Here is a 14,519-nt window from a genome sequence, read left to right on the forward strand (position 1 = left end):
GAGATCACCACTGAGGGGAGGTACCCCATGGCTCGTTTCCTGCTACGGCGGCTCGTGACCAGCGTCGTCGTTCTGGCAGGCCTGGCCGTCGTCACCTTTCTGATGACCCAGGTACTGCCCGGCGACCCGGCCAGGACCGCCGCGGGGCGTAACGCGACCGCCGAACAGGTGGCACAGGTACGGATCCAGCTCGGCCTTGACCGGCCTCTGTGGCAGCAGTTCACGGGGTATCTGGACCGGCTGCTCCACGGCGACCTGGGCATCTCGGTGTTCACCCAGCGGCCGGTGCTCGATGACATCGCGGCCATGCTGCCCTCCTCGGTGGAACTCGTGCTCGCCGCGATGGCGATCAACATCGTGGTGGCGGTACCGCTGGGCGTGTACGCCGCCTACCGGCGAGGCCGGCCGGCCGACATCGCGGCCCGGCTCATCGCCCTGCTGGGCGCGGCGGTCCCGGTCTTCTGGCTGGGCCTCATGCTCCAGCTCGTCTTCGCCGCGGAACTCAGGTTGCTGCCGCTGACCGGCCAGCTCGCCTTCGGCCAGGAGGTGCCGAGGACCACCGGAATGACCTCGCTGGACGCGCTGCTCGGCGGGAACCTGCCCGCCTTCGGCGACGCCCTGCAACACCTGATACTTCCCGCCCTCACGCTGGCCGCCTCGTTCGTCGCGGTGGTGGCCCGCACGGTGCGCTCCTCAATGATCACCGCGCTGGACTCCGACTACATCACGCTGGCCCGGGCGACCGGCGCCTCGGAGTTCCGCGTGGTGGTACGGCACGGCCTGCGTAACGCCATGGTCCCGGCCAGCACGATTCTCGGCATGCAGCTCGGCTGGATGCTCGGCTCCACGGTCCTGGTGGAATCCATCTTCGGCAGGACGGGAATCGGCGCCCACGCGGTCGCCGCCGTCCTGCAGAGCGACCTCTACACCGTGATCGGCACGGTTCTCGTGATCGGAGTGGTCTTCGTGGTGGCGAACATCGCCGTGGACCTGATCCAGCTCTGGCTCAACCCGCGGCTGCGCAGGACGAAGCGCCGCACGGGCGAGCCGGCCGTACCCGTTCTCGCGGAGGTGAACGCGTGAGCGCCGGCGCCACGGCGGTCACCGGCGCGCGCCGCCGTATCCTGCCCCGCGTCCCGATCGTCGAGCGCGCCGCGGTGACGGTGGCCGTGGCGATGGTGCTCCTCGCCGTCGTCGGGCCGCTGATCGCGCCGCACGACCCCTACGCGGTCGACCTGTCCAAGGCCCTGCTGTCCCCCTCGGGCGACCACTGGTTCGGCACCGACGCCAGCGGCCGTGACGTGCTCAGCCGGGTGCTGTCCGGCGCGCGGGTCACCCTGCCCGCCACGATGATCGTGATCGCCGCCGCGGCGCTGATCGGGACCGTGGTCGGCACGGTCGCGGCCCTCGGTGGGAAGGTCGTCGACGAGGTGCTGATGCGGATCACCGACATCGGCCTCTCGCTCCCGTCGATCATCCTGGCCCTCGGCCTGGCCGCCGCGCTCGGCTCCGGCCTGCAGTCCGCGGTGATCGCCCTCTCCCTCACCTGGTGGCCCGGCTACGCGCGGCTGGTGCGCACGCTGGTCCGCGACGTCAAGGACGCCGAGTACGTCGACGCGGCCAGGATGCTCGGGGTCTCCAGGACCCGTCTCGTCTTCCGGCACATCCTGCCCAACGCGCTGAACACCCTGTACGTGCAGACCACGCTGGACGTCGCCGCGGTGATGCTGGTCATCTCCGGCCTGTCCTTCGTCGGCGTCGGCGCGCAGGTGCCGTCCGCCGAATGGGGGGCGATGATCGCCGCGGCGGCCAACAACCTCACCAACGGCTGGTGGGCGGTGGCCTTCCCCGGCCTGGCCATCATGCTGACCGCGATCTCCTTCAACCTGCTGGGCGACTGGCTGCGGGTGCGCAACGACCCGACGATCCGCGAGGGGGCCGGCCGATGACGGACACACCACTGCTCGCCGTACGGGATCTGCGGGCGAGCTTCCCAGGGCCCGAGGGGCCGGTCGAGGTCGTGCACGGCGTCGACCTGGAGCTGGCACGCGGCGAGAAGGTCGCGCTGGTCGGCGAGTCCGGCTCCGGCAAGTCGGTCACCGCGCGAGCCGTACTGCGACTGGACGCCGGCGCCACGCTGACCGGGCGGATCGAGCTGGACGGCACCGACCTGCTGACGCTGCCGCCGCGCCGGATGCGCGAGGTCCGCGGTTCGGGGGTCGGCCTGGTCTTCCAGGACCCGCTCGCCTCGCTCAACCCGGTGATGACGATCGGCTGGCAGATCACGCAGCCGCTGGTCATCCGAGGGGTGTCCAAGAAGGTCGCCAGGCGGCGCGGCGTCGAGCTGCTCTCCCGGCTGGGCGTGCGCGACGCCGAGCAGCGCTTCGACGACTACCCCCACCAGTTCTCCGGCGGGATGCGGCAGCGGGTGGTGATCGCCATCGCGATCATCGCGGAACCCGCGCTGCTCATCGCCGACGAGCCGACCACCGCACTCGACGTGCGGGTCCAGGCGCAGGTGCTGCGGCTGCTGCACGAACTGGCCGACGAGCGGGACATGGCGGTCCTGCTGATCACCCACGACCTGGGCATCGTGGCCGGATTCGCCGAACGGGTGGTGGTGATGCGCCACGGCCTGGCGGTGGAGAGCGGCCCGGTCGAGGAGATCTACGCCCGGCCCCGCCACCCCTACACCAGGGCGCTGCTCGCGGCCGTGCCCCGGATCGGGGGAGACCTGTCCCGGCCGCTGGCCACCATCGGCTCCGCGGTGGAGACGGCCGAGGAAGGAACGGTGAGCCCGTCATGAGCGAGCCCCTGCTGCGGGTGCGGAACCTGGTCAAGACGTTCGAGGGCAGGCGCGTGCTGGACGACGTCTCCTTCGACATGATGCCGGGCGAGGTGCTCGGCCTGGTCGGGGAGTCGGGCTCCGGCAAGTCCACCACCGCGCGGTGTGTGGCGCGGCTGACCGAACCGGACTCCGGCCGGGTGGAACTCGGCGGGCGCGACGTGCTGGCGGCCGGCCGCGGGGAGCTGCGCTCGCTCCGTCGCGAGATGCAGATGGTGTTCCAGGACCCGTACTCGTCGCTGAACCCCCGGATGACCGTGGCCGAGCTGCTCGAGGAGCCGCTCGTCGTGCACGGTCTTGAGCCGGACCGGCGCCGGCGCAGGGAGCGCGCGGCGGCCCTGCTGGAGACGGTGAGCATGTCCGCCGAGCACCTGGACCGCTACCCCAGGTCGTTCTCCGGCGGGCAGCGCCAGCGCATCGCCATCGCCCGGGCCCTGGCGGTCGAGCCCCGGCTGCTCATCTGCGACGAGCCGATCTCCTCCCTGGACGTCTCGGTCCAGGCCCAGGTGCTCAACCTGCTCCGGGACCTGCGGCTGCGGCTGAACCTGTCGATCCTGTTCATCGCGCACGATCTGGCGGTCGTCTACTACCTCTGCGACCGGATCGCGGTCATGGAACAGGGACGGCTCGCTGAGATCGGCACCCGGGAGCAGGTGTACGGGGCGCCGGAGCACCCCTACACCCGGTCGCTGCTGGCGGCCGTCCCGATCCCCGACCCCGCCGCCGAGCGTGCCCGCCGCGCGGCCGAACCCCAGTACTGAAGGAGGACCCGTGGAGAATCTGCGGATGTTCGTCAACGGCCAGGCGATGTCGGGCGGCAGCCTGAACACCGCGCTGAGCGGCGCGGTGTTCGTCGGACCCGTCGAGACCGCCCCCCGCTACCGGTTCTACTCGGTGCGCGACGAGTTCCCCGGCCTGTACCCGGTGACCTCCGACGGGCATGCCGTGCCTGGCGAGCTGTACGAGGTGAGCTACCAGATCCTGCGCGAGCACCTGCTGCCGAACGAGCCCGAGGAGCTGGAGCTGAGCGTGATCGAGCTCGCCGACGGCAGCGGATCGCTGTCCATGCGGATGCGCGACGGGTCGCTGACCCTGCCGGGGGTCACCGACATCAGCACGGCCGGCGGCTGGCGAGCCTACCTCGCGTCCGGCCGGACGCAGGGCGCGATCGGATGAGAGACGCCGAGCTGGTGGTGCGGGGCGGCACGGTGGTCGAGGCGGGCTGGTCCGCCCCCGCCGACGTGTTCGTGGCCGGTGGTGTCGTCGTCGCCCTGGCCGAGCCGGGCACGTCCGCGCCGGGCACCGCGACCGAGGTCGACGCGACCGGGCGGCTGGTCATGCCGGGCGGGGTGGATCCGCACTGCCACGTCGGCTTCACCTCCGGCGACTTCACCTCGCTCGACGACTACACCAGGTGCACGACGGCCGCGGTGTTCGGCGGCACCACCACGATCGTGGACTTCGCCATCCCACGGCCCGGCCAGGCACCCGCCGACGCGGCGTACGCCCAGCGGGCCAAGGCTGCCCGAGGGCTGTGCGACAGTGCCCTGCACGCCTGCGTCGTGGAGTGGGACGAGACCGTGCCCGACCAGCTCGGTGCGCTGGTCGCGGACGGCATGCCAACGGTGAAGATGTTCACCACCTACCGCGGCGAGACCATGGCGGGCGAGGACACCATCCTGCGGACCATGAGGACGCTGCGCGACCTGGGCGGCATGGTGGTGATCCACTGCGAGGCCAACCACATCATCGAGGACACCCAGGAACGGTGCGCGGCGAGCGGCAGGATCGGCGCCGGGCACATGGCCGCGACCCGTCCCGAACTGGCCGAGACCGCCTCGGTGGCCGAGGTGCTGGCCATCGCCGAGTCGCTGCGGGCACCGGTCTACTTCGTGCACCAGTCCACCGCCGAGGCGGTCGAGCTGGTGGCGGCGGCCAGGCGGCGCGGCGTGCCGGCGTTCACCGAGTCGGTCGCCCACCACCTGGTGCTGGACGACGGCAACTATGACGGCCCCACTCCGGAGCGGTTCGTCTGCTGCCCGCCGCTCCGCTCCCGCCAGGCCGTCGACGCGCTGGGACGCCACCTGTTCACCGGGGAGATCACCACGATCGGCAGCGACCACTGCTGCTACGACGTGGCGCAGAAGGAGTCGCGGCGCACCGACGTGCGGGCCATGCCCAACGGCCTGCCCGGGGTGGAGACCCGGCTACCGGTGATCTTCTCCGAGTACGTCGCCGGGGCCGGGCTGCCCGCCACCCGGTTCGTCGAGCTGACCGCCGCCAACCCGGCCAGGACCAACGGCCTGTACCCGCGCAAGGGCACGCTGATGCCGGGCTCGGACGCCGACATCGCGATCTGGGATCCGGCCGCCCGGTGGCGGGTGAGCGCCGGCGACCTGCACATGGCGACGGACTACACGCCGTATGAGGGCATGACCCTGACCGGCAGGCCGCGGACCGTCCTGGTCGGCGGCCGGGTCGTGGTCCACGACGGCATCCTGGCCGACCCCGTCCCCCGCGGCCGGCACCTGCCCGCCGGACCGATCTCGCTCACCCCGGCACTGGGGCGCACGGCCCCGTGACGACGGCGCCCCGGCCGGCAGTCGCCGGCCGGGGCGATCCCATCGGCATCGGCGGAGGACCCGGTGGCGCCGGACAGGGGCGTCGAGTCCCGCACGTTGGCCAGGGCCGTCCAGTGGTATGTTCGGCGGCGCGTCCTTCTCAGCGGTCACCGTACCGTCGTGTTCACCTGATCGGCACCGAAGCGGTCGTCGGGGCGATCGTCGGGGTGTACCGGAACCCGGTCGGCGAAACCCAGGTCGGGGTCCCAGCGTAGGGAGACGTGGCCGCCGGGAGTGCGGACGCTCAGCCGTCCGCCGGACCGGGCGACCTCGGGGTCGCCGGTGCCGGGCACGATCAGGGTGAGTACCGACTCGGCGGGCGGGGACAGGACCGTCGTCGCCTCGGCCTGCCTGAGGTAGCCGAGGGCGATCGTCTCGGTCCGCACGGTCTGCCCGCCGAGCGGCCGGCCCGAGGGCATCGCGAGTTGGAGCAGCGTCACCCGCCACTCCCCGTCGGCCAGGACCACCTGGCCGTCGCGGTTGGAGACCACCGTGAGCGAGGGGGCGAAGTGCCACAGGTTGCGCAGCGCCGACCCCGCCGGGACCGAATCCAGCACGGCCATCAGGTCGGCGCCGTGGCCGACCAGGACCGACCGCGTACGGCTGACGCCGTACGCGGTGTCGGTGAACCGGTAGCACTGCCGCGCCGGGGCGACGGACGAGCTCACCAGGCGCGTCGCCGTCCCCTCGCGGAGGTCCGCGTCCACCACGACGGGCACGTTGTGCGCCTCGGGGGAGATGGTCCACCTTCGGTAGCCGGTCCGCTCGTAGGAATGGAAACCCGCCTCAACCAGGATGTCCCGGCCGTGGGCGTGGTAGGTGACGCCCAGATGGTCCTCGTGACCGTGCAGCCGGCGGCCGGTACCGAACCTGATCGAGTAGAAGGCCGACTCCGGGTCGTCCCATGCCGTCCTGCCGAAGACGTAACCGTCGTCGAACACCTGCACGGTGTCCTTCCCATGCCGGAAACCGCTCGGGCGCGTGTCGGCCGGGCTGTCGCCGATCGGCACCAGGCGGCCGTCGGGCTGGGTGGCATGGCTGATGTAGGTCTCCAGCGAGTCGCGCCGCGCGACGAGCCCCGCGGGGACCTCGGCCCCGGACGCCCTGATCGCCTCGATCGCGGTGCCCAGCCGCCGGTGGACGTATATCCCGTATCTCGGAGCCTGCTCGTGCAGCACGCCCTGCGCGTCGATGGCGAGTTCCGCCGAGTCGGTCATCCGTCGGACGGCCAGGTCCTTCCACCGCTCCTGGCCGAGACGGCAGCCGACCGTCAGCAGCGCGATGTCCTGGTCCAGGCCGTGGTTGTGACCCCGCCGGTAGAGCGCGGGGTCGGACAGGATCTCGGCGTGCTCGACCAGGCTCTTCGACAGCCAGTCGTCGCGCACGTGCGCGCTGAGGCAGACCAGGACCGGGGCGCGTAGCGCGACCGGGTGCTCGGCCCAGGCCCAGGGACTGATACCGGTCGCGCCACGGGGATTGGCGCGCGCCCAGTCCTCGGCGATCCAGGTGGCGCGGTCGAGGTACTCCGCCTCGCCGGAGCGCTCGTACTCGGCGATCAGCCCTCCCATCCACCGCAGCGCGTGCAGGTTCAGCGTCCAGGAGCGGTTCCGGTGCGGGTCGATCCGCCAGTCGATGTCGGTGCCCAGGTCGACGGGGGGCAGGCCGACGAGCCTGACCCGGCCCGCCATGACCTCGGACACCTTGATCGCGGGAAACCGGTCGGCGGGGCAGATGATCGGTCCTTCGCTCGTCGCCAGGGAGGGCGCTCCGGGACGATTCCTGATCAGGTCGAGCGCCGTACGGGCATGCCAAAACAAGCGATTGCTCCAAAGGATGTCTCGGGCGACCCACGCGCGCACTCGTGAAGGCACTACGAGGGCGAACGGGTCGTCAGCGTGAAGGCGTGGTTCCCCCCGGCAACCCGGGCGGGCTAGGGAAGTTCGGGAACGGCGGGCCGCTCATCGGTCCAGCCCGCCTCCAGAACCAGCTCGACCTGCTCACCCCTGACCCCCGGCCGGCCGGTGACCGTGGAGGAGAGCACCTGGGAGCTGTCCGGATCGATGATCAGTGTCCGCTGCACGGCCGCGCCGTTCCGCGCCCCGGGAGGCTGAACGGTGAAGGAGAACCCGTCTCCCGCCCGGCCCCGCTCGTCCGTGGCGCTGCCCAGATACCGGATGTTCGGCAGCTCGGCCAGCGCACGGTAGGCGGCCGCGCGCACGTCCGGCGGCGACGGCTTGCTCCACAGCAGGCCGCTGAGCGCGTCCGCGACGACACCGTCGATGGTGCCGGCCGGAACGTCGCGCACCGCCTCGGTGACCCAGTCCCGCAACGCGGCGGGGGTGACCGGGAGCCTCTGGAGCTGCTCGAAGGTCATCTCATGACCGGCCATGCTGAAGGGCACCCTGCCGGTGATGGCCCTGAGCTCGCCCTTCTCCGGCGAGGTGGAGAGCACCTCCCCCTGGCTCGACCACTCGGTGGGGGAGCCGTCGCGACGCCAGGCCTCCTCGTCGGCCGCGCTTCCCGGGCGTGCCCCCAGCGCCCGGGAGGCGGACCAGACCCGACCGTCCCTGGCGACCCACTGCTCGGTGAGCCGTGACTCCACCACCCAGTAACGGTTCGCCCCCCTGCCCAGCTGCTCCGGGTACGTCTGCCGGTGCAGTTTCCTGACGCGCCAGTAGGCGTTCGCCGACGCGGGGTCCGACTCGGCGGTGGTCGCCGCCGCGAGCAGGACCGATCGCCCGGAGATCGTCGCGACCCGGTTCGGCGCCTCCGCCTCCCCGGTCAGGCCGGGAACCGCGATCGCCACCGCCACGGCGGCGGTCGCGAGGCCGGCCACGGCCGCGGTCCATGACAGCCGCCACCGCCGCCTCCTGGGCTCGCCGGTCAGCAACCCGCGCACCCTGGCCTTGAGGAGCGGATCGAGCCGCGGCTCGCCGTACAGCTCGCGGACCGTCTTCAGCTCATCCACGATCGGCCTCCTCGGACTCCAGCATCGGGTTGGTCTCGCCCAGCGTGGCGCGCAGCTTCTTCCTGGCCCGGTTCAGCCGTGAGCCGACCGTCCCGTACGGGATGCCCAGGGCGGTGGCGATCTCCTCGTGGCTCAGCCCGGCCAGGGCGACGAGGAGCAGGACGTCGCGATCTCGCTGGTGGAGCCCGGCCAGGGCCGCCGCGAGACTCGGCCGCAGGCTTTCCGCGCTGACTCGCACGGCGACGTGCTCCTCGTGCCCCGGGGTGTCCGGGTCGGGGCCGTGGCGCCCGAGTGCGCGCAACGTTCGCACCTCGACGCGGCGGTGCCTGCCGATGAGGTTGGTGGCGATGCCGTACAGCCAGGCCCGCACACCGGCCCGCGACGGGTCGTACTGCGCCCGCTTGCGGAACGCGGTGAGGAACGTCTCCGCGACGATGTCCTCCGCGGCGTCGGCGCCGAGCCGCTGGGCGACGTAGCGGTGGATCTCGCCGAAGTAGGTGTCGAAGATCGCGCTGAACCGCTCGGACTCGTCGAGGGAGAGCCGGACGACCTGGGCGTCCTCCGCCGGATGGGCGGCCCAGGACATCGCGGTCACGATGGTCTTCCCGTCATGTGCAATCCTTCGAACGCGAACGGCGGTCCCTCTCTATCGCCCGATCCGCCGATTCGCTTTCACGGTCCGGATCCGCGCGTCGCGCCCGGCGTGGTGAGCCCCGCGCGTGGGGCGCCGGGCTCGTGTCGCGATCGGGGGGGACGGGGTCCGCCGGACAGCGGAGCGCCGATAGGCCATGAGGAGGACGACGCGTGCCGCGTCGTCGCCTAGCGTTCCCGGCCTCATCCCCGCCCGCCCCGGTGCGGGCCGGAACGCAAGGGAAGATCTCATGCCATCACTCTCCAATCCACTCGGGTTCCGCAGATGGGCGGCGGGGGTGTGCCTCATCGTCGCGCCACTCCTCTACATCGCGGGCGCCATCGTCGACCCGGCCCTGCGGCAGGGCGGTGACACCACCGGCGTCTACGGCAGGTATCCGGAGCAGGTCTCGGTCAGCGCCTCGCTGCTGCACTGGAGCTGGGTGCTGATGATCCCGGGAATCATCGGGATGATCCACCTCATCCGGCACCGGGGAGTCGTCTTCGGCCACCTCGCCGGCGGTCTCGCGCTGCTCGGCGTGGTGAACTTCTCCGGGCTGATGCTGGTGGACTTCTTCTACTCCCGGCTCGAACGCGCCCTGGGCGGGCGGCAGGGCGAGATGCTCGCCGAGCAGGCGCTCTCCGATCCCGGCGCCACCTTCGGGTTCCAGATCCCGGGTTTCCTCGGGCTGCTCGGCCTGTTCCTGCTCGGACTGGCCCTGGCCTACGCCGGCCACGGGCCGTGGTGGGCACCCTTCGCGATCATCGCGGGCGTCTTCGGAACCCTGATCTTCCCGATCGGCACGGTCGTGGGCGGCCTGCTCTACCTGGCCGGTTCCGGGGGGATCGGGCTGCGGATGCTGCGGATGAGCGACGCGGAGTGGGCCGGGCGGGAGGCGGCTCAGCCGGTCGTCGCCGAGGCGTCCAGCGGGAATCGGGCGACCACCCGGTAACCGCCGCCGGGGACGGGACCGGTGGACAGCTCGCCACCGTGCATCGCGGTCCGCTCGCGCATCCCGACCAGACCGTGCCCACCCGGGCGCTGCCCGTCCGGGCGCTGCCCGTCCGAGCCGCGCCCGCCCCCGGTGCCGTCGTTGGTGATCTCCACATCCAGCCCGGTCAGGCTGTGGGCGATGACGACGTCGGCACCGGCGGCGGGGGAGTGCTTCAGCACGTTCGTCAGAGCCTCCTGGATCACCCGGTAGGCGGAGAGCGCGAGTCCCGGCGGCAGGGGGCGCGGCTCGCCGGTGATCCGGAGGCGGACGTCCACCCCGGCCTCCCTGACCTGCGTGACCAACTCGTCCAGCCGCTCCAGGCCCGGCTGGGACGCGCCGGGGTCCGGGTCGCCGGTGCCGCGGAGCACCCCCAGCATGAGCTGGAGCTCCTCGACCGCCTCGCGGCCGGCCCGCTCGACCCCGAGCAGCATGTCGCGCTCCAGCTTGTGGTCCTCGCCGAGCCGCATCCGCACCCCGCCGGTGTGCAGGGTCATCACGCTCACATTGTGCGAGACGATGTCGTGGAGCTCCCTGGCGATCCGGGTCCGTTCCTCCGCCACCGCCAGCCGGGCCCGCTCCTCGCGCTCCATCTCCAGGCGGATGGCGCGTTCCGCCAGCCGCAACGTCCGGTCGATCTGGTGACGCAGCAGGATGCCGCTCCCGTACGCCACGCCCATGAAGACGGCGGTGATCATGACTTCGGCGATGTCGTTGCTCTGGAACACCTGCATCTGCAGGCCGACGTACGCCGCCAGCACGCACGCCAGCCCCGCGAGCCCGCGGCGGCTCCGCAGCTCCGCGGCGCTGGCCACGGTGTGGACCAGGATGAGCGTCGAGTAGAAGTGCCAGGCGGCGTAGTATTCGTGGCCCGCCACCGCCCGCACGGCCAGGCCGATCGAGATCAGCGCGAGGAGCAGGGTCGTGGGGAACCTGCGCCGGAGCAGCAGCAGCGTCCCGGTGACGACCACCCCCACCGCCAGCGGCACCGGATCGCTGATCTGGCCGGGCTGGGAGCCCTGGCGGCCGAAGGACTCGACGAGGCCGGTGATCCCCACGGCGAGGGAGAGAAGGAGATCCAGCCGGGTCGGCCGCCAGTCGCCGAGCAGTCTCCTCAGCACGGCAGGCCCTGCTGCCCGGGTCGCACGACCCCGGCCTCGTAGGCGAACACGACGGCCTGGATCCGGTTGCGCAGGCCGAGCTTGTGCAGCAGCCGGGCGACGTGGGTCCTGATGGTCGCGTCGCCTATCTGGAACTCCCGCGCGATTTCGAGGTTGGACAGCCCTCGGGCGAGCAGGCGCAGCACCTCCAGCTCACGCGGGGTGAGGGTGGCCAGTTCGGGCGGCGCGACCGGCTCGTGGCGTGCGGCGAACGATGCGATCACCCGCGTGGTGGCCGCCGGGTCGATGAGCGCGTCGCCGGCCGCCACCACCCGTACCGCCTCGATGAGCTGCTCGGGGGGCGAGGTCTTGAGCAGGAAGCCGTTCACTCCGGCACGGAGCGAGGCGTGCAGGTTCTCGTCGGTGCCGAAGGTGGTCAGCATGACGATCCTGGGCGGATGCGGGTCCGCGAGCAGCCGCCGGGCGGCGCCCAGACCGTCCAGCCGGGGCATCGCGATGTCCATCAGCAGCACGTCCGGTCGCAGTCGCCGGGCTACGGAGAGGGCCTGGAGCCCGTCGGTGGCCTCCCCGACGACCTCGATGTCCGCGGCGGTCTCCGCGACGAACCGGAGCCCGGTGCGGATCATGGCCTGGTCGTCCGCGATGACCAGCCTGATCCTCGCGAGACCATTTGTCCTACCAGGCATGCACGGCAGACTACCGAGGTCGCCCGCCCGTCGGCCACTCTGCCGGTACGAGACGCGGATGACCGGCCGTCCGCCGTATGGCGGACCCGGGCTCCGCCGCATAGCGGACGGCGCGCGCCTGGGATGGGTATTCGAGCCGGCCTGGCGGACGGGATTCACCGGACGTGTCATGTCGGCTCGGACACGACGGAGCCATGCGGAAGCGTTGTGCGGGTGTCAGCGGCAGGTCGCGTCCCGGGTGGAGTCCGCTTGGCAGTATCTCCGAGCGAGCACTGCCGGTTGCCGGCACCGCCCAGGGGTCCGCCGCTCGGTGAGTCGCCGAGGCCCGGCCGAGGAGCCGGTGCCGCTGCTCGCGGTGATCGCCGATCCGGTGAGGTGACGGCGGCGGTACCGGCCGAACTGAGATTCATCTCAGGTTTGATCACTGTTCATTTAGGTGTTATCCCACGGTCCTTCTTATGATCAACCGCTATGAAGACTGACGCTGGGAACAATCTCCGCAACCGGCTGCTGGGCGCGACCGTGTCGCTGGGCGTGGGTGCCGGTGTCGTTGCCTGGCTTTCACCGGAGGGCACGGGCGGGGCCGGTCCGGCGAAGGTCGTGGAAGGCGCCTCGGCCTCCGGGTACCGATCGGTGACCGAGGCGGTGGCGAACGCGCCCTCGTGGGCGAGCACGGCGATGGAGATAGCCACCGACGGCACCCTTGTGCTCCTCGGGCTGATCCTCGTCCTAGTGTGGTGGACCGCCCTGCGCCGAGGGGACGTACCCGGTGTCGCCGGAACCGTCATGATCGGCGTGGGCACCGTCGCCGCCTATGCGATCAGCGAGACGGTGAAGCTGATGGTGATCGAGGAACGCCCCTGCCGGGTGGTGCCGGGAGCCGCGGCGGCGATCGCGGAGTGCCCGGAGGTGGGGGACTGGTCCTTTCCCAGCAACCACGCCACCCTGGCCGCCGGACTCGCGGTCGGGCTGGCCCTGCTCCGTCCCCGCCTCGCCGCGGTGACCCTGCCGCTGGCCGCGGTGGCGGCGCTGCTCCGGGTGATGGTGGGGGTCCACTACCCGCACGACGTGCTCGCCGGTGTGATTCTCGCCGCAGGCGTGGTGGTGGCGGTGCTGCTCGCGCTCACGTCGCCGGCGCTGCGGCTGGTGTCGCCGCTGATGGAGCGCCTGGGCCGGAACGATTCCGACCCCGAGGACCGGTACGGTCGCCGTCCGGCCGCCCCCGCGGGCAGGCACCGAGCCGGACCTTCCCTCCAGCACGGGCAGCCGGTGGGGAATCTGCCCGCTGAGCCACATCACTTCCGTCCTTTCCGGGCCGACCTGCCGCAGACATCGGACAACGGCCAGCACAGCGGACGCTTTTGATCCCGTTTCGATGCCGGACGTTTTGATCCGAGGCCGAAGGAGCCGTTGCGCGACGTTGAACATCCGTTTCCGGGATGCGCGAAAGGCCGGAACTACGATGGGAACGGTGGTCGCGCGGGGATTCGCCGACCTCTCCCGCGTGGTGGGCGGACTCGAAGAGCCCGTACGGAGTTCGCCCTGAGTCCCGCGGGCGATCACACGGACCGATGGGGAAGGCTCCGATGGACGAGGCCGGGCTGCAGAGGCTCGTGGACCAGGTCGTGCTCGACCTGGGGGGTGCCTTCGGAGCGGCGACGGTCGTGCTCGGAGACCGGCTGGGCCTGTGGAAGGCGATGGTGGGGGCGGGCCCGCTCAGCCCCGGTGACCTGGCCTGGCGCACCGGCACCAACGAGCGGCTCGTCGCCGAATGGCTCGCGGCCCAGGCATGTGCCGGATACGTCCGCTACCAGGACGGTTCCTACACGCTGACCGATGAGCAGGCGACGGTGTTCGCCGACGAGACCAGCCCGGTGTTCATGACCGGGCTCGCCGAACTGATCTCCTCCGTCTACCGCGACGAGGCCGGGATCGCGGAGGCCTACCGGGGTGCCAGGAGCCTGGCCTGGCCCGATCACGACCGGGCGCTGTTCAACGGCACCGAGCGGTTCTTCCGCCCCGGATACGCCGCCCACCTGCGAGACAGCTGGATTCCCGCACTCTCGGGCGTCGAGGGGAAACTGACCGCCGGGGGCCTGGTGGCCGACGTCGGCTGCGGGCACGGCGCCTCGACCATCGTGCTGGCGGAGGCGTACCCGAACTCGCGCTTCACCGGCTTCGACGCGCACGTGCCCTCGATCGTGCGGGCCCGCGAGCTGGCACTGCAGGCCGGGGTCACGGACCGGGTGAGTTTCGAGACGGCCTACGCCGACGACTATCCGGGGACCGGCTACGACCTGGTCTGCCTGTTCGACTGCCTGCACGACATGGGCGACCCCGTTGCCGCGCTACGGCACGTGCACTCCACCCTGGCACCCGACGGCACCGTGCTGCTGGTCGAGCCGTTCGCGCACGGGCGGCTGCCGGACGACCTCAACCCGGTGGGCCGGCTCTTCTTCAACGCCTCGGCCACCATCTGCGTACCCAACGCGCTCGCCCAGGGCGGCACCGAGGCCCTGGGCGCGCAGGCCGGGCGGGAACGACTCTTCGAGGTGGCCCGGCAGGCGGGTTTCACCCGGCCCCGCCAGGCGACCGCCACCCCGTTCAACCTGGTCCTGGAACTGAAACCGTAGCGGCCGTCGGTCTGCGCCGGCCC

At 71.8% G+C, this 14,519-nt stretch carries 14 protein-coding genes; 9 read left to right on the forward strand and 5 right to left on the reverse strand.

All coding sequences use genetic code 11. From position 1 onward, the window contains the following. The 6 genes from ABT130_RS17910 to hydA all read left to right on the forward strand — a co-directional run. The coding region (locus tag ABT130_RS17910; protein ID WP_350956640.1) for an ABC transporter permease at positions 1-1,083 on the forward strand (1,083 nt) is incomplete at its 5' end. Beyond that, positions 1,080-1,949, forward strand: a complete 870-nt coding sequence (locus tag ABT130_RS17915) for an ABC transporter permease (protein WP_350915399.1) — start codon at positions 1,080-1,082, stop codon at positions 1,947-1,949. The genes ABT130_RS17910 and ABT130_RS17915, both read left to right, overlap by 4 nt. Continuing rightward, on the forward strand, positions 1,946-2,806 hold the full coding sequence (locus ABT130_RS17920) for an ABC transporter ATP-binding protein (protein WP_350956642.1): 861 nt from the start codon (positions 1,946-1,948) through the stop codon (positions 2,804-2,806). The genes ABT130_RS17915 and ABT130_RS17920 overlap by 4 nt, the downstream gene beginning before the upstream one ends. Further along, positions 2,803-3,606, forward strand: coding sequence for an ATP-binding cassette domain-containing protein (locus tag ABT130_RS17925; protein ID WP_326637650.1), 804 nt, complete (start codon positions 2,803-2,805; stop codon positions 3,604-3,606). Before ABT130_RS17920 ends, ABT130_RS17925 begins: the two co-directional genes overlap by 4 nt. Positions 3,607-3,616: 10 nt before the next feature. Further along, on the forward strand, positions 3,617-4,021 hold the full coding sequence (locus ABT130_RS17930) for an allophanate hydrolase-related protein (protein ID WP_350915395.1): 405 nt from the start codon (positions 3,617-3,619) through the stop codon (positions 4,019-4,021). Next, positions 4,018-5,427, forward strand: coding sequence for a dihydropyrimidinase (gene hydA / locus ABT130_RS17935; RefSeq protein WP_350956644.1), 1,410 nt, complete (start codon positions 4,018-4,020; stop codon positions 5,425-5,427). Before ABT130_RS17930 ends, hydA begins: the two co-directional genes overlap by 4 nt. Positions 5,428-5,573: 146 nt before the next feature. Here hydA and ABT130_RS17940 read toward each other — a convergent pair whose 3' ends face one another. The 3 genes from ABT130_RS17940 to ABT130_RS17950 form a co-directional block, all read right to left on the reverse strand. Then, positions 5,574-7,283 carry a heparinase II/III family protein gene (locus ABT130_RS17940; protein WP_350956646.1) on the reverse strand — a complete coding sequence of 570 codons (1,710 nt, stop codon included), beginning with the start codon at positions 7,281-7,283 and terminating at the stop codon, positions 5,574-5,576. Between the two features lie 113 nt (positions 7,284-7,396). Beyond that, positions 7,397-8,434: a CU044_5270 family protein gene (locus tag ABT130_RS17945; RefSeq protein ID WP_350956648.1), complete on the reverse strand. Its 1,038-nt coding sequence runs from the start codon at positions 8,432-8,434 to the stop codon at positions 7,397-7,399. Beyond that, positions 8,427-9,020, reverse strand: coding sequence for an RNA polymerase sigma factor (locus ABT130_RS17950; protein ID WP_350956737.1), 594 nt, complete (start codon positions 9,018-9,020; stop codon positions 8,427-8,429). Before ABT130_RS17950 ends, ABT130_RS17945 begins: the two co-directional genes overlap by 8 nt. Positions 9,021-9,315: 295 nt before the next feature. Between ABT130_RS17950 and ABT130_RS17955 the strand changes: the two genes are divergently transcribed. Beyond that, positions 9,316-10,017 (forward strand): hypothetical protein, encoded by a 702-nt coding sequence (locus ABT130_RS17955; protein WP_350956650.1) that lies wholly within the window; start codon positions 9,316-9,318, stop codon positions 10,015-10,017. Here the strand turns inward: ABT130_RS17955 and ABT130_RS17960 are convergent. After that, a complete protein-coding gene (locus ABT130_RS17960; RefSeq protein WP_350956652.1) occupies positions 9,966-11,177 on the reverse strand; it encodes a sensor histidine kinase in 1,212 nt (403 codons plus the stop codon). The two genes, ABT130_RS17955 and ABT130_RS17960, sit on opposite strands and share 52 nt — an antisense overlap. Beyond that, entirely contained in the window at positions 11,171-11,863 is a 693-nt protein-coding gene (locus tag ABT130_RS17965) for a response regulator (protein ID WP_350956654.1), read from the reverse strand. The genes ABT130_RS17960 and ABT130_RS17965 overlap by 7 nt, the downstream gene beginning before the upstream one ends. 471 nt (positions 11,864-12,334) lie before the next feature. On the opposite strand from ABT130_RS17965, the gene ABT130_RS17970 reads away from it, so the two are divergent. Further along, on the forward strand, positions 12,335-13,228 hold the full coding sequence (locus ABT130_RS17970) for a phosphatase PAP2 family protein (RefSeq protein ID WP_350956655.1): 894 nt from the start codon (positions 12,335-12,337) through the stop codon (positions 13,226-13,228). Positions 13,229-13,434: 206 nt separating this feature from the next. Continuing rightward, a complete protein-coding gene (locus ABT130_RS17975) occupies positions 13,435-14,496 on the forward strand; it encodes a class I SAM-dependent methyltransferase (RefSeq protein ID WP_350956657.1) in 1,062 nt (353 codons plus the stop codon). Positions 14,497-14,519: the final 23 nt, after the last annotated feature.

The organism is Streptosporangium sp. NPDC001681 (assembly GCF_040298085.1).
GTDB lineage: Bacteria > Actinomycetota > Actinomycetes > Streptosporangiales > Streptosporangiaceae > Streptosporangium.